Raw genomic sequence first — 18,546 nt, 5'->3', positions numbered from 1 at the left:
CGCTACTGCACCAGCAACAGTGTGCCGTTTTCGACCTGGTATTTTGCCAGCCGCTGCAAAAAGCTCATGCCAATGAGGTTGGTGCGCAGAGCCTTGTCGTCGAGCACTACCGCCTGGACGTTGTCGACGCTGATCTTGCCGATCTGCAGGCGATCGATGTTGACCACGGCGGCCCTGATCGCGCCATTGGCGGTGTTGACCTGCTGGTTGAAGTCCGACGGGTTGAGCGAGATGCCGATGCGGCGCGCCGTCGAGGTGTTGATGGCGACCAAAGTGGCGCCGGTGTCGATCATGCCGTCGACCTGGCGGCCGTTGAGCTTGAAGGCGGAGGTGAAATGGCCGCGCTCGTCGGCCGCCACCAATACTTTGCGCCCAGTGGGCAGCGGTGCGGCCGGCTTATCGGGAACCGAGGCGAGGCTCAGCTCGGGCTGCGGTTGCGGCTTGCCGGCGACGTTCGACTTCAACAGGTTGTCGAGAATCTGCGGGTTCGACTGATAGACGATCGGGATCGATGCCGACGTTCCGGCGAACACGCCCAGAATGAGAAGCTTGCGCAGCATGAACGGACCTTCGTGAAGGCCCATTCTCGTGCGCACATGGTGTTTGCCGCTTTAACGCCAACCCGAAACCGCGGCTTTGCGTAAACGGGCGGTAAACGACTGGATGCCAGCTGGCCTTGCCAGCCGCCGTCATTTGGTTCCGTACATGCGGTCGCCGGCATCGCCGAGGCCGGGCATGATGTAGCCCTTCTCGTTGAGCTGGCGGTCGATGGAAGCGGTAAAGACCGGGACATCCGGATGCGCCTTGGTGAAGCGCTCGATGCCTTCTGGCGCCGCCAGCAGGCAAAGGAAGCGGATGTTGGTGGCTCCGCGCTCCTTCAGCTTGTCGATGGCCGCGATGGCCGAGTTCGCGGTCGCCAGCATCGGATCGACGACGATCACCAGCCGGTCGGCGAGATCGCTCGGCGCCTTGAAGAAATATTCCACCGCCTCCAGCGTTTCGTGATCGCGGTAGAGGCCGACATGGGCGACGCGGGCCGCCGGGACCAGGTCGAGCAGGCCTTCGAGCAGGCCATTGCCGGCGCGCAGCACCGAGGCGAAGACCAGCTTCTTGCCTTCCAGCGTCGGCGCTTCCATGGTTTCCATCGGGGTTTCGATGGTCGTCGTCGTCAGTTCGAGGTTGCGGGTGACCTCGTAGCCGAGCAGCAGCGAGATCTCGCGCAGCAGTCGCCGGAAGCCGGCGGTCGACGTCTCCTTCTTGCGCATGATGGTCAGCTTGTGCTGGACAAGCGGGTGGTCGACGACGGTGACGCCCTGCATGGGTTGCTCCAGTGAATGGTGAATAGTGAATAGTGAATAGTGAGCAGGTTTGCGAGTCCCGATGGATCGATCATTGCCGTTGACAGGCCGAACCGCCGGCAAACCAGTCACCAGTCACCTCTTCGCATCGAGCCGGGCAAGCAGCGCGCTTTTCGTCTTCCTGTCGACGAAAGCCGCTTCGATCGCCGTCCTGGTGACGGCGGTCAAAGCTTTTTCATTCATGGAGAAATGCTCGGCGGCGATGTCGTATTCGCGCTTCAGCGAGGTCCAGAAATAGGGTGGGTCGTCGGAGTTCAGCGTCACCTTGCAGCCGGCCGCCTGCAGGGCAGGCAAAGGGTGATCGGCGAAACTGTCGTAGACCTTGAGCGCGATGTTGGAGCCGGGGCAGCATTCGAGCACGATGCCCTCATCGGCGATGCGGCGCACCAGGTCGGGATTTTCGATGGCGCGCACGCCATGGCCGATGCGCGAGGGGCGGATGTGGTCGAGTGCGGCCTGCACCGTCTCCCAGCCGGTCAACTCGCCGGCATGGATGGTGATGCCAAGACCCGCTTCACGGGCGATCTCGAAGGCCCTGACATAATCCTCCATCTCGCCCATGCGTTCATCGCCGGCGACGCCGAAGCCGGTGACCAGCGGATTTCCGCAGCGCGCCGCAAAGCGCGCCGCCTGCTCGATCGACTCGACGCCGACATGGCGTACGCCGGTGACGATCATGCGGCCCTCGATGCCGGTCTTGGCTTTGGCGCGCAGCATGCCTTCGCCGAGCGCATCGGTATAGGCCTTGGGCGACAGGCCGGCCCTGACGGCATGGTCGGGCGAGGTGAAGACCTCGGAATAGATGGCGCCGTCGCGGGCAAGGCTGGTCAGATAATGGTCGGCGAGGCGGGCATAATCCTCCTCGGTGCGGAACAGGTCGGCGGAAAAATCATAAGCCGCCAGGAACGAGGTGAAATCATGCCAGACGAAGGAGCCGTTCTGGATATAAAGCGAGGTGTCCTTGCCGTATTTCTGCGCCTGACGGATGACGAGTTCGGGCGCCGCTGCCCCCTCGATGTGGCAGTGCAGTTCTGCTTTCAAAGGCATGCAGTTATCCCGTCTCATCAGTCCAGGCCGTAAAGCCCACCACCTGGAAGCGCGGCCGAACACCGCGCCTTAAACAATAGCGCCCGCACCATCGATCGGCTATGGTCCCGCCGGTTTTATGACGGATCAAAATAATGTCAGTTGAGAGAACCACGGCCGCGGGCGGCATGGAAACCTCCTATGGTTTCAAGAAGGTAGGGCCAGGCGACAAGCAGCCTCTGGTCAATGAGGTTTTCCACAAGGTGGCGAACCGCTACGACCTGATGAACGACCTGATGTCGGCCGGGCTGCACCGGCTGTGGAAGGATGCCATGGTGACATGGCTCAATCCGGCGAAACGTCCGGGCTGGAAAGTGCTCGACGTGGCCGGCGGCACCGGCGACATCGCCTTCCGCATTGTAGACGCCAGCCATGGCAACACGCATGCCACGGTGCTCGACATCAACGGCTCGATGCTTAGCGTCGGCCGTGACCGTGCGGAGAAAAAGGGCCTGTCCGGCAACACCGATTTCGTCGAGGCCAATGCCGAGGAACTGCCTTTCACCGATAGCACCTTTGACGCCTACACCATCGCATTCGGCATCCGAAACGTGCCGCGCATCGATGTCGCGCTGACGGAAGCCTTTCGCGTGCTGAAGCCCGGCGGACGGTTCCTGTGCCTGGAGTTTTCCGAGGTCGAGATGCCGCTGCTGGACAAGGTCTACGAAGCCTGGTCGTTCAACGCCATTCCGCAGATCGGCAAGATGGTGACGGGCGAGGGCGAACCCTATTCCTACCTGGTCGAATCGATCCGCAAATTTCCCAATCAGCAGAACTTTGCTGCCATGATCACCCGCGCGGGCTTCGAGCGCGTGTCGTTCCGCAACTATTCCGGCGGCATTGCCGCCCTGCATTCGGGCTGGAAGCTTTGAGGCACCACAGTTTGCAGCAGCAGGGTAGGCGATGAGCAGCGTCGGCGCCGCCTTTCGGCTCGCACGGGCCGGCTGGGTGCTGGTTCGCGAAGGCGTGATCGCAGCATTGCCGGGCGACGAACTCGGCGGCCTGCCGAAATTCGGCTGGCGCATGGCCCGGCTCTTCACCCGCCGCCGCGCACTCGCTTATGAGCGCAGCGACCGGCTGGCCAAGGCGGTGGTCCGGCTCGGACCCTCCTACGTCAAGCTCGGCCAGTTCCTGGCGACGCGGCCCGATGTCGTCGGCAACGACATGGCGCTCGACCTCGCCATGCTGCAGGACAAGATGCACACTTTTTCGCAGGCGGAAGCGGTGGCGGCGATCGAGGGCTCGCTCGGGCGCAAGATCGGCGAACTCTATACGCAGTTCGGCGGGCCGGTCGCGGCGGCCTCCATCGCCCAGGTCCATCCCGCGCAGGCCATGCATGACGGTGTCGATACCAAGGTGGCGGTGAAGGTGATCCGGCCTGGCGTGCGCCGCCGCTTCTTTCAGGATCTCGAAAGCTATTTCCTCGCCGCCCGGCTGCAGGAGAAATACATCCCGTCGTCGCGCCGGCTGCGGCCCGTCGAGGTGACCGAGACGCTGGCGCAGACCACCAAGATCGAGATGGATCTGAGGCTCGAGGCGGCAGCGCTTTCGGAACTTGGTGAAAACACCAAGGATGACCCGGGCTTTCGCGTGCCGTCGGTCGACTGGGAGCGCACCGGGCGCGATGTGCTGACCATGGAATGGGTCGACGGCGTCAAGATGAACGACATCGCCGGCCTCGCTGCGGCGGGCCACGATCTGAAGGCGATCGCCACCAACCTGATCCAGTCGTTCCTGCGTCACACGCTGCGCGACGGCTTCTTCCATGCCGACATGCATCCAGGCAATCTGTTCGTCGAGGCCAATGGCAATATTGTCGCCGTCGATCTCGGCATTGCCGGACGGCTCGGCAAGAAGGAGCGCCGGTTCCTCGCCGAAATCCTCTACGGCTTCATCACGCGCGACTATCTGCGCGTCGCCGAGGTGCATTTCGAGGCCGGCTACGTGCCGCGCCAGCACAATGTCGCGGCTTTCGCGCAGGCCATTCGCGCCATCGGCGAGCCGATCCATGGCCAGCCGGCTGAAACCATCTCGATGGCGAAGCTTCTCACGCTGCTGTTCGAGGTCACCGAACTGTTCGATATGGCCACGCGGTCGGAACTGATCCTGTTGCAGAAGACCATGGTGGTGGTCGAAGGCGTCGCACGCACGCTCGACCCGGCCTTCAACATGTGGAAGACGGCCGAGCCGGTGGTCGGCCAGTGGATCGCCGGCAATCTCGGGCCGAGCGGCCTGCTGATGGACGCGCGCGACGGCGCCAAGGCGCTGCTGGCGCTGGCCCGCCAGGCGCCCGATCTTGCCGCCCGCACCGAGCGGCTGTCGCGCGAGATCGATTTTATGGCGGAGCACGGCCTCCGCTTCGACGAGGCGACATCGCGCGCCATCGGCAAGGCCGAAGCCCGTTACACCCGCTCGGGCCGGCTGGCGCTGTGGGTGATCGCGCTGACGCTGGTTTACATCGCGTGGAAGCTGCTCTGATCGCTTGCAACGCTAGCAACGGTGGTGCTAGCGTTGCAGTCGCGCTATTGATGTCGCGGAGCAAGTCATGGGCACCATTACTGTCCGCAATCTAGCTGACGACGTGAAGCAGAAATTGCGTGAGCGCGCTGCGGCGCGCGGGGTGTCGATGGAGGAAGAGGCGCGTGATGCGCTTGCCAAGAGCGTGCTGTCGGCGGAAGCCGGCATGCCCGCGAGCGAAACCCTCTATGCAACAATCCGCCGCTTGGTTGAGCCTCATGGAGGTTTTGACATCGATCTGCCCCAGCGAGGTCAATCCACAAAAACGCACAAAACCCTCGACGGCAAGCGCATCCTGCTGATCATCGGCGGCGGCATCGCCGCCTACAAGGCGCTCGACCTGATCCGCCGGCTGCGCGAGCGCGGTGCTGGCGTGCGCGTGGTGATGACATCGGCCGCGCAGGAATTCGTCACCACGCTTTCGGTCGGCGCGCTTTCGGCCGACCATGTCTTCACCGAACTGTTCGACCGCAATGACGAGCACGATGTCGGCCATATCCGCCTGTCGCGCGAGGCCGACCTCTTGGTGGTGGCGCCGGCCACCGCCGACCTGATGGCCAAGCTCGCCAACGGCCATGCCAACGATCTGGCCTCGACGGTGCTGCTCGCCACCGACAAGAAGGTGCTGATGGCGCCGGCGATGAACCCGAAAATGTGGTCGCATGCCGCGACGAGCCGCAACCGGGCGACGCTCGCCAAGGATGGCATCGCCTTCGTCGGCCCGGCCAAGGGCGAGATGGCGGAAAGCAACGAGGCGGGCGAGGGCCGCATGGCCGAGCCGCTGGAGATCGTGGCAGTGATCGAGGCACTGCTCGACAGCAGGCCGAAGCCGCTGGCCGGCCGCAGGATCATCGTCACCTCGGGGCCGACGCATGAGCCGATCGACCCGGTGCGCTACATCGCCAACCGCTCTTCGGGCAAGCAGGGCCATGCGATTGCGGCAGCGCTGGCAAGACTGGGCGCGGATGTACGCCTGATCTCCGGTCCGGTCAGCATTGCCGATCCGGCCGGCGTTGTGACGACACATGTCGAGACCGCGGCCGAGATGAAGGCGGCCGTCGAACAGTTGTTGCCGGCGGACGCCGCGGTCTTCGTAGCTGCCGTCGCCGACTGGCGCACCGCTGGCACGGCCGGCGAGAAGATCAAGAAGGTGGCGGGCCAGGGCCCACCGGCGCTGCAAATGGTCGAAAACCCCGACATTCTCGCCAGTGTCGGTCATCACGGGCAACGGCCGGGGCTGGTTGTCGGCTTCGCCGCCGAGACGCAGGACCTGATTGCGAATGCCGAGGCCAAGCTGAAGAAGAAGGGCGCCGATTTCATTGTCGCCAACGATGTCTCGCATGAAAGCGGCGTCGGCCCCACCGGCGTCATGGGCGGCGACCGCAATAAGGTGCGCATCGTCTCGAAGGACGGTGTCGAGGAATGGCCTGAGATGGGCAAGGGCGAGGTGGCGGCGCGGCTCGCCGCGCTCATCGCCGAGCGTTTGCAAGCCTGAGCGGCCGCCGGTTCCGCAATCGGGCAGGCCATGGTCTTGCAAGCAGCCTTGTGGCCGAGGGCATTTGACGCCGACAGCGCCGGCGGAATGCTGTCGCCAAATTCTCGATCGGCCGTGCCCTCAGCCTGGCGCCAGTTGCGGCCGGCGTGCCGCCAAAGCCATCTTCAACGCCGCCAGGCAACCGACAATGCCGAGTGGCACGAAGGCCAGGTACAGCCAGCCGGCGACGTGCGCTGCTGCCTCGCGGTTCAGTCCGTCCGAAAAGCCGCTGGCATTGGCGATGATGCCGGCCATGGCGGCGCCCACGGCGTAGCCGATGCGCTGCATGGTCGGCACGGCGGCCGAGGCGATCGTCTGCTCGCCGTCGCGGGCCGAGGCGACGATGATGCGGGTCAGGAAGGGCCATGACACGCCGAAGCCACCGCCTTGCAACAAAGCGCAGAGCAGGATCAGCGGGATCGAGCCGGCGGGGATGGCATAGGCGAAACCCGCGAGGCCGGCTGCAATCATCAGCGCGCCGATGACGAGGATCTGCCGTTCGCGCTGCAGCGGCGCATTGGCGACGGCGATCGACAGGATCGACCAGGCGATCGATTCGGCGGCGATGATGTAGCCTGTGGTCAGGATCGGGATGCCGTGCAGCGTGGTAAGCAGAAGCGGCCCGTAGATGGAAAAAGAGACTGTCGCCACCGAGAAGGCGGCAACCATGGTCATGCCGCTGCCGACCGGCGAGCGCCATGAGAACAGGCCCGACGGGAACAGTCGCGATTGCGGCTTCATGGCGTCGACGAAAACGAACAGCGCCAGGCCGGCGAGGCCGAGGGCCAGCAGCAGCGACGAGCGCAGCAAGGCGACGTCGACGCCTGCGGTGGCGATCAGCACGACGGCGATGGCGAGGCAGCCAAGTGCTGCATAGGGGAAGGGCGGCGATGTGCCGGCGGCGGCCTGCGGCTTCGCCGCTTCCGGCGTGTTCAGGACGATGAAGCTTGCCGATGCCATGGCAATGCCACCCAGCACGAAGACGCCGAAGGCCCAGCGCCAGGACAGGAGCTCGACCATGATCGCGCCGAGCATCGGGCCGCTGAATGCGGCGACGCCCCAGATCGCCGACATTATGCCGAACAGCTGTGGCCAGATGCTGCGGTTAAACAGCCGCTCGACCGAGACGAAGGCCAGCGACACCAGCGCACCGCCGCCGAGACCCTCGACCAGACGGCCGCCAAGAAACACCGGCATGGACGGCGCGGTGGCGCAGATCAGTGCGCCCACGGCATAGAGCAGGGCGGCGACCGTGACGTTGGAGCGTAGAGCGACATAGCTGACCAGCCGCCCGGCCGCTGCGCCGGCGACAATGGCGCCGAGCTCGTAGACGGCCAGCGACCAGCCGACGAACTGCACACCGGCGAGGTCCCCGACCATGGCCGGCATGACCGTCGCCACCATCGTCTCGTTGGTGGCGTGCAGCAGGATGCCGAGGCTGATGAAGCAGAAGCGCGCGAGGTCGCCGCTTGCCCACAATGCCCGCCAGTCGACCTTGTTGCTGGTGATTCCAGTCATTCTTTTACCCTGCCTTTGCATATCTCGATGCCGGCGCATGGCGCCAGAAGCCAGTCAGGCTTTCCGGCGGGGCCATGCGCGCTGTTTCAGTCAGGCGAGTTGTAAAACCTCAAGCGCAGTTGAGCTCAAGTGGCTTTTTATCGAAGTGCAAACGGTCGAGATTGGCCGGAAGCCTCTCCGCTTGATGCGCCGGTCAGTTCTCAATGCTGCGCAGCTGAAACTGGCTGACGCCGATCGCAATGTTGATACCGGTCTGCGTCTGCAGGCTGAGCGGCTGCAGGGTGAAGGCCTGCGAGGAGCCGCCGACCAGGAGATTGGCGCCGGCGCCGACCGCCGCGGTCACTTCGGCGCTGGCGCCGATATAGTCGCCGGCCAACGCGCCGGGCGCATAGATGTTCCTCAGCGGCGTCAGCACCAGCCATTGCATGACGGTCTGCTTGGTGGTGCCGATGTCGAGCCCGTATTTGTTGACGGCGCCGAAATAGGCTTCCGGCGAAAAGCTCTTGTCGGCCGGCGTGAAGGTGCAGCTCAGATCCTTGCTGGAGCCGAAGATGAAGCCGGTGCCGCCGCCGATGGCGCAATCGAGCACACCGAGTTCGATACCCTGGCCTTGCGCTTGGGCCTGGGCGGTACAGATGATGGTGATAGCGGCGGCGATGGCTGGTTTCAGCACGGCGGATCCCCCAAAAAGCATGCGGCGCGAAACAGTAACCTGTTCCGCGCCGCGCGTAGAGGGATCAGTCGATCCTTATTTGCCCATGCTTATTTGAACGAGTGGATCAGCTCCAGGGAGGTCACGGCGACCGCTACATTGACGCCGGTCTGCGCCTGGACGCTGAGCGGCTCCAGCACAAAGGCGCCGTCCAGCCCGCCGACCAGCAGATTGGCGCCGCCGCCGGTCACCACGCTCGCCTCGGCGTTGACGCCGTAATAATGGCCGGCAAGGTCGCCCTCGTCATGGCCGCGGGTGGCGGCCAGAACCGCCCACACCAGCTGGCCCTGATGCGTCTGGCCGAGATCGACGCCGAGCTTGGAGATCATCCCCGTGTATTTCTCGGACGGCCCATGGTGATAAGGGCGGAACGTGCAGTCGACGCCCTTGTTCGACGTGATGACGTAACCGACGCCGCCGTCGATGGTGCAATCGAGCGTGCCGAGCTGAAGCTTGCCGGCGCTGGCGGGAACGGCAAGCAGCGTCGTGGCAAGTGCCGCGGCACAGATGATTTTCTTGATCATGGGTCAGTCCTTTCGAAAATGCCTTCAACAACGGTTGAATGGCCCGGAGCGTTCCGCTGAAAACTTGGCGCGATCAAGGCAGGGGTTAACGCTTTGCCCCTGGTGGTTAAGATTGGGTGATAGTGGGGTTTTCTGGATACGCAATCTCAAGGGGAAGCGCTCTGCGCTTTCCCTTGGGAGAAACCGCTCACGCGGCGCACTGCATCAGGAATAGAACGTTGTTATAAAAGGCCGCCGATGGCGGCGCGCCGGCTGCATCTCAGCCGGCGGTGGCGCCCGATGTGCGCGACAGGCCGTCCTTGGCCGGCTGGTAGGTCGGGTCGAGATGGACGGCTTCGCGGTAGGCCTTCGAGGCCTTGACCTTGTCGCCGCGGCGCTCGTAGATCAGCGCCTGGTTGGACCAGGCTTCGGCGTTCTTGCCGTCGAGCTTGATGGCCATGTTGAAGTCGGAGAAGGCGTTGTCCTCGTCATTCATGGCGAGATAGGAGAGGCCGCGGCCGTTATAGGGTTCGGCCGCGTCCGGCGCCAGGGAGATGGCGGTCGAGAAATCCTCGATGGCAAACTTGTGCTGGCCCTGGCTTTGATAGATCAGGCCGCGATTGTGATAGGCGCGGGCATCCGTGGTGTCGAGCTGGATCGCCTTCTGGAAATCGTTGAAGGCCTGCTGGGTCTGGCCGGCCTTGCGATAGAGGTTGCCGCGGCCGATATAGGCGGCGTCATAATTTGCATTGATCTGGATCGAGCGGTTGTAGTCGGCAAGGGCGGCCGCCTGGTTGCCGAGGAAGCGCTGGATCAGTGCCCGGTTCGAATAGGCCTGGTAGAAATTCGGGTTGAGCTGGATGGCGGTGTCGAAATCCTTCAGCGCCGCCTGGTACTGGCCGCCACGGCCATAGGCCGAGCCGCGCACATTGTAGCCTTCCGGATCCTGCGGATTGCGCTGGATCACCGCCGACAGCGAGGAGATGTTCTCGCTTGAGCCTTGCGCCTTGTCGATGTTGTTGAATTCGCCGGTCGGAACGCTCTGGCAACCGGCAAGCACCAGGCCGGACATCAGGGCTGCCGCCAGGGCCAAACCGCGCATTGTGGTTTTGCGCTCTACGCCGATTGCGTTCATGTCTGCCCTGTCCTCACTTCAGCCGCGCCGTCCAGGTCCCCCTCCGGGCCGGGTCACAGATTGTCGTAACAAAATCTAGAACGCCGTTTGCGCGTTCAAGGGAACGGCCTCCAACAGAATGGCGGCGCTCCAAACAAAAAGGTGGCGGCGATTCCGCATCGCGCCACCTCAGAGTATCCTTCGAAAAGGACGAAAAATTGGCGTCAGAACCGCGGCGGACGCGGAGCACCACCAGGACCACCGGCGGCGCCGGCAGCAACCGGGCGCGGCGTCATCGGCAGCAGGCCTTCGCGCTGGGCGCGCTTGCGGGCCAGCTTGCGGGCGCGGCGAACGGCTTCGGCCTTTTCACGGGCGCGCTTCTCGGAAGGCTTCTCGTAATGGCCGCGCATCTTCATTTCGCGGAAAATGCCTTCGCGCTGCATCTTCTTTTTGAGAGCGCGAAGCGCCTGATCAACGTTATTGTCGCGGACGAGTACCTGCACGGGCAATCCTGTCTTTCGGGTTTGATATCAACAGGCAAGTGACCATAGCCACATGCCTCCGCGGCGCTTTACACCACGAATTGTGGCGGCTGATAGCAGAATCAGGCCGCGCTGTCCACACTGGAAATGAAGGACAACCGCCAATTTGCCACGGCAGCCCCGAGATAGGGCGCCAACTAGGCGCTGGCCAGATGGAGCCGTGCGAAATCCTCGAAGAATTCGCCGTAATCGCAGGTAATTTCCTCGCCGGCTGATATATCTCGAGTGGCGGTGGCGCCGCCATATTGCGAAAAATCCGTGTTCGGCCGCTCGGCGTGGTTCATGAAGCGGCCATTATCGACTTCATAGACCATGAAGCCGGGACGGTCGGGGCTCGGATAGGCATAGCGGTCGAGCAATTCCTTGAGGTGCGGCGGCGCCGCCTCGTATTTGTCCGTCGGGATCAGCCGGTCGAAATCCGGATCGAGCCGCCAGATCGAGGCGCCCTTCCTGATCGGCTCGGCGGCGAACACGCCGACGCCTTCGATTGCGCTCTGGGCGACATAGGTCCTGATCAGCAGCATGTCCGTCCTCCTCACCCGAAACCGAATCGCCAAATCGCGAGGAAAAAGCAAGTCCGGTTTCGGGTTCTATGGCTGATCGGCGCGGGCGATGACCCGCGAAATGCTTCACGTCCGGGTGATCGAGACGCCGCCATCGGCAAACAGCGCCGATCCTGTGGTGAAGCTCGACGCATCCGATGCCAGGAAGAGCGCAGCGCGGGCGATCTCTTCAGGCACAGCGACACGTTTCAAGGCATGCAGGTTTTCCACGAAAGCGCGTGATTCCGGCGTCTTGAATGTTGCCGACGGGGTGTCGGTGCCACCCGGCATCAGCGCGTTGACCCGCACGCCCCTGGGGCCGTATTCGGCGGCCAGCACCTGCGTCAGGCCGATCAGTCCGGCCTTGCTGGCGGCATAGCTGGTCATGCCCGGCATGCCGACTGTGTGACCGACGAAGGTCGAGGTGAAGATCAGCGATCCGCCGCCGCGTTCGACCATCGCCGGCACCTGGTATTTCGCGCCGAGAAAGGCGCTGGTCAGATTGGCGTCGAGCGTCTCGCGCCATCCGTCCAGCGACAGTTCCGAAATCGGACCCATCGTTCCGACGGAGCCGACATTGTTGAAGGCGATATCGAGCCCGCCGAATTTTTCGACGGCGAGATCGACGAGGGCTTTTGCATAGGCTTCGTCGCGGACATCGCCGGCAAGCGCGACTGCCGTGCCGTCGGCGTCCTCGATTTCGACGACCAGCGCATCGAGTTCGGCCTGGCGGCGGGCGGCGATGACGACCCTGGCGCCTTCTTCGGCGAAGAGTTTTGCGGTGGCGCGGCCGATGCCGGAACTGGCGCCGGTGACGATCGCTATTTTATTGGTGAGTGCGAACATTTTTTGCATCCTTTCATCGCGCCGGCTGTGCCGGCACCCGGGATGTTGATCGCAGTTCGGGACGGTGCTAGCCACCCGATACGTGCTCGACTTGCTGAATAGCTTCGCAGCGGCACAAGCGCCGCGCGCCGGACTATTGCTTCAGCAGCCAGCCGAGGCGATCGAGCGAAAATGCGTAGCTGATGGCGATGAGCAGCGTGATGACAACGCCCGTGGTTGTGTGACCGGCGGCATAGAATCCGGCTGCACCGCCAAACAGGATGGCCAGTTCAAGCACCAGCCTGACTGCGCCTGGTACAGGAACCGGCGCGCGTCCGGACCGGCTCGGATCGCCGCGCACCGCGAAGGTTCCCCACAGCGCAGCTGCAATGAACGGCAAGGCCAAGGCGAAGAGCCAGCGCCACCATCCGCCGGAGAGGCTCCAGCCGGCAAAGCCGAGGCCAAGCAAGGCGGCAAGTTCCAGCAGGAAACGCAAGGTTAGATTCCACCAGGCGTTGCCCATATCCGTCCTCCAGAGTCTCGCGATCGCCAGTGTGTCCGAACGCAGCCATGCCTGCCAGCCCGGGCAGGTCTTTTCCACCGCGGCGCAAAACGGCAAGCGCCGTCGCAAACAGCGCAAGGGTGGAAGCGCCGTTTCGCTAGTGATACACCTCGCGCGCCGGGGCTGCGTAAAATACCCCATCGCCATTTGCGAGGCTGGAACGTTGAAAAAATATTCGGTATTCGCCATCGCCCGCGAGGCCATGCGCGGCCACAAGGGCTGGGAGGAACAATGGTCCTCGCCGGAGCCGAAGAAGGAATATGACGTCATCATCGTCGGCGCCGGCGGTCATGGCCTGGCCACCGCCTACTATCTCGCCACCGTGCACGGCATCACCAATGTCGCGGTGCTGGAAAAGGGCTGGCTAGGCGGCGGCAACACCGGGCGCAACACCACCATCATCCGCTCCAACTACCTTTACGACGAGAGCGCCGGCATTTACGACCATGCGCTGAAGCTGTGGGATGGGCTCTCCCAGGAACTCAACTACAACGTCATGTATTCGGCGCGCGGCGTCATGATGCTGGCGCACAATGTGCACGACATCCAGGTGCTGAAGCGCCATGTCCATGCCAACCGTCTCAACGGCATCGACAATGAATGGCTGACGCCTGAGCAGGCGAAGGAATTCTGCCCGCCGCTCAACATTTCCAGGCAGGCGCGCTATCCCGTCGTCGGCGCCGCCTTGCAGCGGCGAGGCGGCACGGCGCGTCACGATGCGGTGGCCTGGGGCTATGCGCGCGGCGCTTCGGCGCGCGGCGTGCACATCATCCAGAATTGCGAGGTCACCGGCGTCAAGCGGGCGGCCAATGGCGCGGTCATGGGCGTCGACACGACGCGCGGCTTCATCGGCGCCAAGAAGGTCGGCGTGGTGGCTGCAGGCCACTCCTCGGTGATCATGAACATGGCGGGCGTGCGCATGCCGCTGGAAAGCTATCCGCTGCAGGCGCTGGTGTCGGAGCCGGTCAAGCCGGTGGTGCCTTGCGTGGTGATGTCGAACACGGTGCACGCCTACATCTCGCAGTCCGACAAGGGCGAGCTGGTGATCGGCGCCGGCACCGACCAGTATGTCTCCTATTCGCAGACCGGCGGCCTGCACATTTTGCAGCATACGCTGGACGCCATCTGCGAGATGTTCCCGATCTTCACCCGCATGAAGATGCTGCGCTCGTGGGGCGGCATCGTCGACGTGACGCCCGACCGTTCGCCGATCCTGGCCAAGACGCCGGTATCAGGCCTCTATGTCAATTGCGGCTGGGGCACGGGCGGCTTCAAGGCAACGCCCGGCTCAGGCCATGTCTTTGCCCACACGATTGCCAAGGACGATCCGCATCCGATCAACGCGCCCTTCACCATCGAGCGCTTCCGCACCGGGCGCCTCATCGACGAGGCAGCAGCGGCGGCGGTGGCGCACTGATGATGGTGGAACTGGCTGTAGCGGTGCCGCTGGTGCTGGCGGGGGAGCAGGACCTGTTCCATTTTCCGTCACCGGACGAGGTGCGGACGCAGCCGATCAGCCGCGCCGGCAACGAAGCCAATTGGCCGTTTTCGATCGACGCCGGCATTCTGGCATGCGTGTGGAGCGGTGGCCAGAAGGTGGTCATCTTCATGGAGAACAGGCCCTCCGATCTCGGCGAGGACGACACATTCGATGCGCGCAGCGTCATCGTAACGACCGATCCGTTTCAGCTCACGATCGGCAACATGGCGTATCGCGAGCTGTTTCGCCCCGCCGCAAGTGTAGAGGAGCGCATTCGGCTCGTCGCGCCTTTTGCGGCGATGGGCCAGAGGCTTTGCAACCAACCGGCCGGCGCGCATGTCGGCCACGGCGAATTGTAGGAACGAACGATAATGCTTCTCATCCGCTGCCCCTATTGCGAGGAAGAGCGCCCGGAGCTCGAGTTCCGTAACGCCGGCGAGGCGCATATTGCGCGTTCGGCCAACATGGCGGGCGAGAGCGACGACGACTTCGAAAAGTTCTTCTTCATCCGCTCGAACCCCAAGGGCATCATCTATGAGCGCTGGCGCCACATCCATGGCTGCGCGCGTTTCTTCAACGCGGTGCGCGACACCGTCACCGACAAGTTCGTCATGACTTACAAAGCCGGCGAGCCGAAACCGTCCAAGCTGCCCAAAAACTCCAACGAAATGGCTTCCAAATGAGCGGCGCGTTCCGCATTCCGAGCGCCGGCCGTCTCAGCCAGGCCAAGACCGCGCGGTTCTCTTTCGACGGCCAGTCTTACACCGGCATCGAAGGCGACACGCTGGCCTCGGCGCTGCTTGCCAATGGCGTGCATCTGGTGGGACGTTCGTTCAAGTATCACCGTCCGCGCGGCTTCCTGTCGGCCGGAGCGGAAGAGCCAAATGCGCTGGTCGAGGTCAAGCGCGACGCGGCACGCAAGGCGCCCAACATCCGCGCCACGGTGCAGGAGCTCTATGACGGGCTCGTCGCCAACTCGCAAAACCGCTGGCCGTCGCTCGCCTTCGACGTCGGCGCGGTCAACGATCTGGCATCGCCGCTGTTTTCGGCCGGTTTCTACTACAAGACCTTCATGTGGCCGAAGGCGGCCTGGAAGAGTCTCTACGAGCCGAAGATCCGCGCCGCGGCGGGTCTCGGCGTTTCGCCCGACAAGCCAGATCCCGACCATTATTCCTCGCGCTATGCGCATTGCGACGTGCTGGTGCTGGGCGGCGGTGCGGCCGGCATCGCGGCAGCGCTTGCCGCTGCCGAAACCGGCGCGCGTGTCATCCTCGTCGACGAGCAGGCCGGCTTCGGCGGCAGCCTGCGTTTCGAGAGCGGCGCCAGGATAGACGGCCATGACGGCTTTGGCTGGGCGCAAGCAGCGGTAGCCAAGCTTGCCGCCATGGACAATGTCCGTGTGCTCTCGCGCACGACGGCGTTCGGCTATTACGCGCAGAATTTCGTCGGCCTGGTCGAGCGGGTCAGCGACCATCTGCAAAACCCCGGCCACGATTTGCCGCGCGAGCGCCTATGGCAGGTACGCGCCAAGCGCGTGGTGCTGGCGACCGGCGCCATCGAACGCCATATGGTGTTTGCCGACAATGACCGGCCCGGCATCATGCTGGCCTCGGCGGCGCGGACTTATCTCAACCAGTACGGTGTCGCGGTCGGCAAAAATGTCGGCGTCTACACCGCCAATGACTCGGCCTACTCCGCCGCGATCGACCTGAAGAAGGCCGGCGTCAACGTGGCGGCGATCGTTGACCTGCGCGACCATCCGACCGGACCTGTGATCGACGAGGCGAGGGCGCTCGGGATCGAGGTCAATTTCGGCCGCGCGGTGATCCGCGCCGGCGGCAAGTTGCGCGTGACCTCGATGACGGTGCAGCCGAAGAATGGGGGCGGCGAGCGCACCATTCCGGTCGACGCCATCCTGATGTCGGCCGGCTGGACGCCGTCGGTGCATTTGTTCTCACAGTCGCGCGGCAAGGTCGCCTTCAATGACGAGACCAAGCGCTTCGTGCCGGGCATCTATGCGCAGGACTGCGTTTCGGTCGGCGCCTGCAACGGTACGGATGGGCTCTCGGCGTCGATCGACGAAGCCTATGCGGCCGGCGCCAAGGCGGCGAAGGATGCGGGCGGCAAAGTGGCCAAGGGCGTTAAGCCGAAGGTCGACGCGTCGGAAAGCTGGTCGCGCGGCATGCTGGGCGCGGCGCCCGGCGCCGGGCCGGACAAGACGGTCAAGGCCTTCGTCGATTTCCAGAACGACGTCACCGCCAAGGACATCCGCCAGGCGGTGCATGAAGGCATGCGCTCGATCGAGCACGTCAAGCGCTTCACCACCAACGGCATGGCGACCGACCAGGGCAAGACCTCCAACATGCACGGCCTGGCGATTGCCGCCGAGACGCTGGGCAAGCCGATCCCCGAGGTCGGGCTGACCACGTTCCGCGCACCCTATACGCCTGTCACTTTCGGCGCGATCGTCAGCCATTCGCGCGGTCCGCTGTTCGACCCGACACGCAAGACCGCGATCCATCCCTGGGCGGAAGCTCAAGGCGCGGTGTTCGAGGATGTCGGCCAGTGGAAGCGCGCCTGGTATTTCCCCAAACCCGGCGAGGACATGCACAAGGCGGTCGACCGCGAATGCGTCGCTGTGCGCAGCAATGCCGGCCTGTTCGATGCCTCGACGCTGGGCAAGATCGAAGTGGTCGGACCGGATGCGGCCAGGTTCATGGAACTGCTCTACACCAATCCATGGGAGAAGCTGGAACGCGGCCGCTGCCGCTATGGCATCATGCTGCGCGAGGACGGCTTCATCTATGATGACGGCGTCGTCGGCCGACTGGCGCCGGATCGTTTCCATGTGACGACGACAACCGGCGGCGCGCCGCGCGTCATGAACCACATGGAGGACTATCTCCAGACCGAGTTCCCGCATCTCAATGTCTGGCTGACGTCGATCACCGAACAATGGGCGGTCATCGCCGTGCAGGGGCCGAAGTCGCGCGACATCATTGCACCGCTGGTCGAAGGCGTCGACATGTCGGACGAGGCGCTGCCGCATATGTCGGTGCGCGAAGGCAAGATCTGCGGCGTGCCGACCAGGCTGTTTCGCATGTCGTTCACCGGCGAGCGCGGTTTTGAAGTCAACGTGCCGGCCGATCACGGCCAGGCCGTCTGGGAAGCGCTGTGGGCCGAGGGCCAAAAGCATGGCGCGACTGCCTACGGCACCGAGGCGATGCACGTGCTGCGCGCCGAAAAGGGCTACATCATCGTCGGGCAGGACACGGACGGTACGGTGACGCCGAACGATGCCGGGCTCGACTGGGCGGTCGGCAAGAAGAAGACCGATTTCGTCGGCATTCGCGGCCTGACGCGGCCCGATCTGGTCGCCAAGGGCCGCAAGCAGCTGGTCGGCTTGAAGACCAAGGACCCGAAAGTGGTGCTTGAGGAAGGCGCGCAGATCGTCGCCGACCCGAAGCAGGCGATCCCGATGAAGATGATCGGTCACGTCACATCCAGCTACTGGTCGGAAAATTGCGGTCGCTCGATCGCGCTGGCGCTGGTTGCCGGCGGGCGCGACCGGATGGGCGACACGCTCTATGTGCCGATGCCGAACGGGATGATCGAAGTGGAGGTTACCGGCATGGTGTTCTTCGACGAGACGGGAGGGCGCCTCAATGGCTAAGGCTGCTGCAAAGAAGACGGCCCCAGCTGCAGCGCCGTCGGTCGAGCGCCGCCCGGCCCTGGCTGAACGCGTCGTTTCCGCAACGGATGTCAAGGTCGAGGTGCTGCCGCCGGCGGAGCGCATGTCGCTGCGCGCGCCGGAGGCTTCCGTCGCGGCGCTGTCGAAGGCGCTCGGCCTGACCTTGCCGAAGCAGCCGAAAACTTCGGCGTCGAAGACAGGGCGCACGGCGCTGTGGCTTGGCCCTGACGAGTGGCTGGTTATCGATGAGGCTGGCAAGGATCCGCTGGCCGATCGTGCTGGGGTTGCCGCATTGCATTCGGCGGTCGGCATCTCGCACCGCAACGTCGCCTTCGCCGTCACCGGCCCGGCGGCTGCCGCCGCGATCAATGCAGGCTGCCCGCAGGATTTGTCGCTCGAGGCTTTTCCGGTGGGCGCGGCGTCGCGCACCATTCTCGGCAAGTGCGAAATCCTGCTGTTGCGCACGGCAGCCGACGCTTTCCGGGTCGAGTGCTGGCGTTCCTTCTCGGACTATGTCTTTACTCTCCTGTCGGAAGCAGCCAGCGACGCGGCGGCGTAGGAA

At 64.1% G+C, this 18,546-nt stretch carries 19 protein-coding genes; 8 read left to right on the top strand and 11 right to left on the bottom strand.

Going from position 1 to position 18,546, the window contains the following annotated elements; all coding sequences use genetic code 11:
* Window positions 1-2: 2 nt before the first annotated feature.
* From NKI96_RS04030 to NKI96_RS04020, 3 genes are all read right to left on the bottom strand, one after another.
* Window positions 3-560, bottom strand: a complete 558-nt coding sequence (locus tag NKI96_RS04030) for a TIGR02281 family clan AA aspartic protease (RefSeq protein WP_352803006.1) — start codon at window positions 558-560, stop codon at window positions 3-5.
* 129 nt (window positions 561-689) lie between these two features.
* Window positions 690-1,319, bottom strand: coding sequence for a uracil phosphoribosyltransferase (upp, locus tag NKI96_RS04025; protein ID WP_023671129.1), 630 nt, complete (start codon window positions 1,317-1,319; stop codon window positions 690-692).
* A 114-nt stretch (window positions 1,320-1,433) separates the two neighbouring features.
* The gene (locus NKI96_RS04020) at window positions 1,434-2,405 is read right to left on the bottom strand and encodes an adenosine deaminase (RefSeq protein ID WP_023704052.1); all 972 of its coding nucleotides are present in this window, start codon (window positions 2,403-2,405) and stop codon (window positions 1,434-1,436) included.
* A gap of 134 nt (window positions 2,406-2,539) precedes the next feature.
* Here NKI96_RS04020 and ubiE point away from each other — a divergent pair, with 134 nt between their 5' ends.
* From ubiE to coaBC, 3 genes are all read left to right on the top strand, one after another.
* Window positions 2,540-3,316: a bifunctional demethylmenaquinone methyltransferase/2-methoxy-6-polyprenyl-1,4-benzoquinol methylase UbiE gene (gene ubiE, locus NKI96_RS04015; RefSeq protein WP_023695616.1), complete on the top strand. Its 777-nt coding sequence runs from the start codon at window positions 2,540-2,542 to the stop codon at window positions 3,314-3,316.
* Between the two features lie 31 nt (window positions 3,317-3,347).
* The gene (gene ubiB, locus NKI96_RS04010) at window positions 3,348-4,922 is read left to right on the top strand and encodes a 2-polyprenylphenol 6-hydroxylase (protein WP_023671132.1); all 1,575 of its coding nucleotides are present in this window, start codon (window positions 3,348-3,350) and stop codon (window positions 4,920-4,922) included.
* A gap of 67 nt (window positions 4,923-4,989) precedes the next feature.
* Window positions 4,990-6,456 (top strand): bifunctional phosphopantothenoylcysteine decarboxylase/phosphopantothenate--cysteine ligase CoaBC, encoded by a 1,467-nt coding sequence (coaBC, locus tag NKI96_RS04005; RefSeq protein ID WP_023695617.1) that lies wholly within the window; start codon window positions 4,990-4,992, stop codon window positions 6,454-6,456.
* Window positions 6,457-6,576: 120 nt separating this feature from the next.
* Here coaBC and NKI96_RS04000 read toward each other — a convergent pair whose 3' ends face one another.
* From NKI96_RS04000 to NKI96_RS03965, 8 genes are all read right to left on the bottom strand, one after another.
* Window positions 6,577-8,013: an MFS transporter gene (locus NKI96_RS04000; RefSeq protein WP_023686463.1), complete on the bottom strand. Its 1,437-nt coding sequence runs from the start codon at window positions 8,011-8,013 to the stop codon at window positions 6,577-6,579.
* Between the two features lie 193 nt (window positions 8,014-8,206).
* Window positions 8,207-8,686 carry a DUF992 domain-containing protein gene (locus NKI96_RS03995; protein WP_023671135.1) on the bottom strand — a complete coding sequence of 160 codons (480 nt, stop codon included), beginning with the start codon at window positions 8,684-8,686 and terminating at the stop codon, window positions 8,207-8,209.
* 89 nt (window positions 8,687-8,775) lie between these two features.
* Window positions 8,776-9,249 carry a DUF992 domain-containing protein gene (locus tag NKI96_RS03990; protein WP_023671136.1) on the bottom strand — a complete coding sequence of 158 codons (474 nt, stop codon included), beginning with the start codon at window positions 9,247-9,249 and terminating at the stop codon, window positions 8,776-8,778.
* A 259-nt stretch (window positions 9,250-9,508) separates the two neighbouring features.
* Window positions 9,509-10,363, bottom strand: coding sequence for a tetratricopeptide repeat protein (locus NKI96_RS03985; protein ID WP_023686462.1), 855 nt, complete (start codon window positions 10,361-10,363; stop codon window positions 9,509-9,511).
* A gap of 203 nt (window positions 10,364-10,566) precedes the next feature.
* Window positions 10,567-10,845 carry a 30S ribosomal protein S21 gene (gene rpsU, locus NKI96_RS03980; RefSeq protein ID WP_023671138.1) on the bottom strand — a complete coding sequence of 93 codons (279 nt, stop codon included), beginning with the start codon at window positions 10,843-10,845 and terminating at the stop codon, window positions 10,567-10,569.
* Window positions 10,846-11,021: 176 nt separating this feature from the next.
* Window positions 11,022-11,408, bottom strand: coding sequence for an SET domain-containing protein (locus NKI96_RS03975; RefSeq protein ID WP_023686461.1), 387 nt, complete (start codon window positions 11,406-11,408; stop codon window positions 11,022-11,024).
* Window positions 11,409-11,513: 105 nt separating this feature from the next.
* A complete protein-coding gene (locus NKI96_RS03970) occupies window positions 11,514-12,272 on the bottom strand; it encodes an SDR family oxidoreductase (protein ID WP_023671140.1) in 759 nt (252 codons plus the stop codon).
* Window positions 12,273-12,405: 133 nt separating this feature from the next.
* On the bottom strand, window positions 12,406-12,774 hold the full coding sequence (locus tag NKI96_RS03965) for a YrdB family protein (RefSeq protein WP_023671141.1): 369 nt from the start codon (window positions 12,772-12,774) through the stop codon (window positions 12,406-12,408).
* 202 nt (window positions 12,775-12,976) lie between these two features.
* Between NKI96_RS03965 and NKI96_RS03960 the strand changes: the two genes are divergently transcribed.
* Genes NKI96_RS03960 through NKI96_RS03940 form a run of 5 tightly spaced genes read left to right on the top strand, consistent with a single transcriptional unit; the run spans window position 12,977 to window position 18,543 of the window.
* Window positions 12,977-14,230 (top strand): sarcosine oxidase subunit beta, encoded by a 1,254-nt coding sequence (locus NKI96_RS03960; protein WP_023686460.1) that lies wholly within the window; start codon window positions 12,977-12,979, stop codon window positions 14,228-14,230.
* Window positions 14,230-14,652 carry a hypothetical protein gene (locus tag NKI96_RS03955; RefSeq protein WP_023686459.1) on the top strand — a complete coding sequence of 141 codons (423 nt, stop codon included), beginning with the start codon at window positions 14,230-14,232 and terminating at the stop codon, window positions 14,650-14,652. The genes NKI96_RS03960 and NKI96_RS03955 overlap by 1 nt, the downstream gene beginning before the upstream one ends.
* A 12-nt stretch (window positions 14,653-14,664) precedes the next feature.
* On the top strand, window positions 14,665-14,976 hold the full coding sequence (locus tag NKI96_RS03950; protein ID WP_023683197.1) for a sarcosine oxidase subunit delta: 312 nt from the start codon (window positions 14,665-14,667) through the stop codon (window positions 14,974-14,976).
* Window positions 14,973-17,966, top strand: coding sequence for a sarcosine oxidase subunit alpha (locus tag NKI96_RS03945; RefSeq protein ID WP_023814643.1), 2,994 nt, complete (start codon window positions 14,973-14,975; stop codon window positions 17,964-17,966). Before NKI96_RS03950 ends, NKI96_RS03945 begins: the two co-directional genes overlap by 4 nt.
* On the top strand, window positions 17,959-18,543 hold the full coding sequence (locus tag NKI96_RS03940; RefSeq protein ID WP_352803001.1) for a sarcosine oxidase subunit gamma: 585 nt from the start codon (window positions 17,959-17,961) through the stop codon (window positions 18,541-18,543). Before NKI96_RS03945 ends, NKI96_RS03940 begins: the two co-directional genes overlap by 8 nt.
* Window positions 18,544-18,546: the final 3 nt, after the last annotated feature.

It is taken from the genome of Mesorhizobium sp. M0292 (genome assembly GCF_040321695.1).
GTDB lineage: Bacteria > Pseudomonadota > Alphaproteobacteria > Rhizobiales > Rhizobiaceae > Mesorhizobium.
Note: the sequence above shows the minus strand (reverse complement) of the source record. Positions and strands in the feature narration are given on the sequence as shown.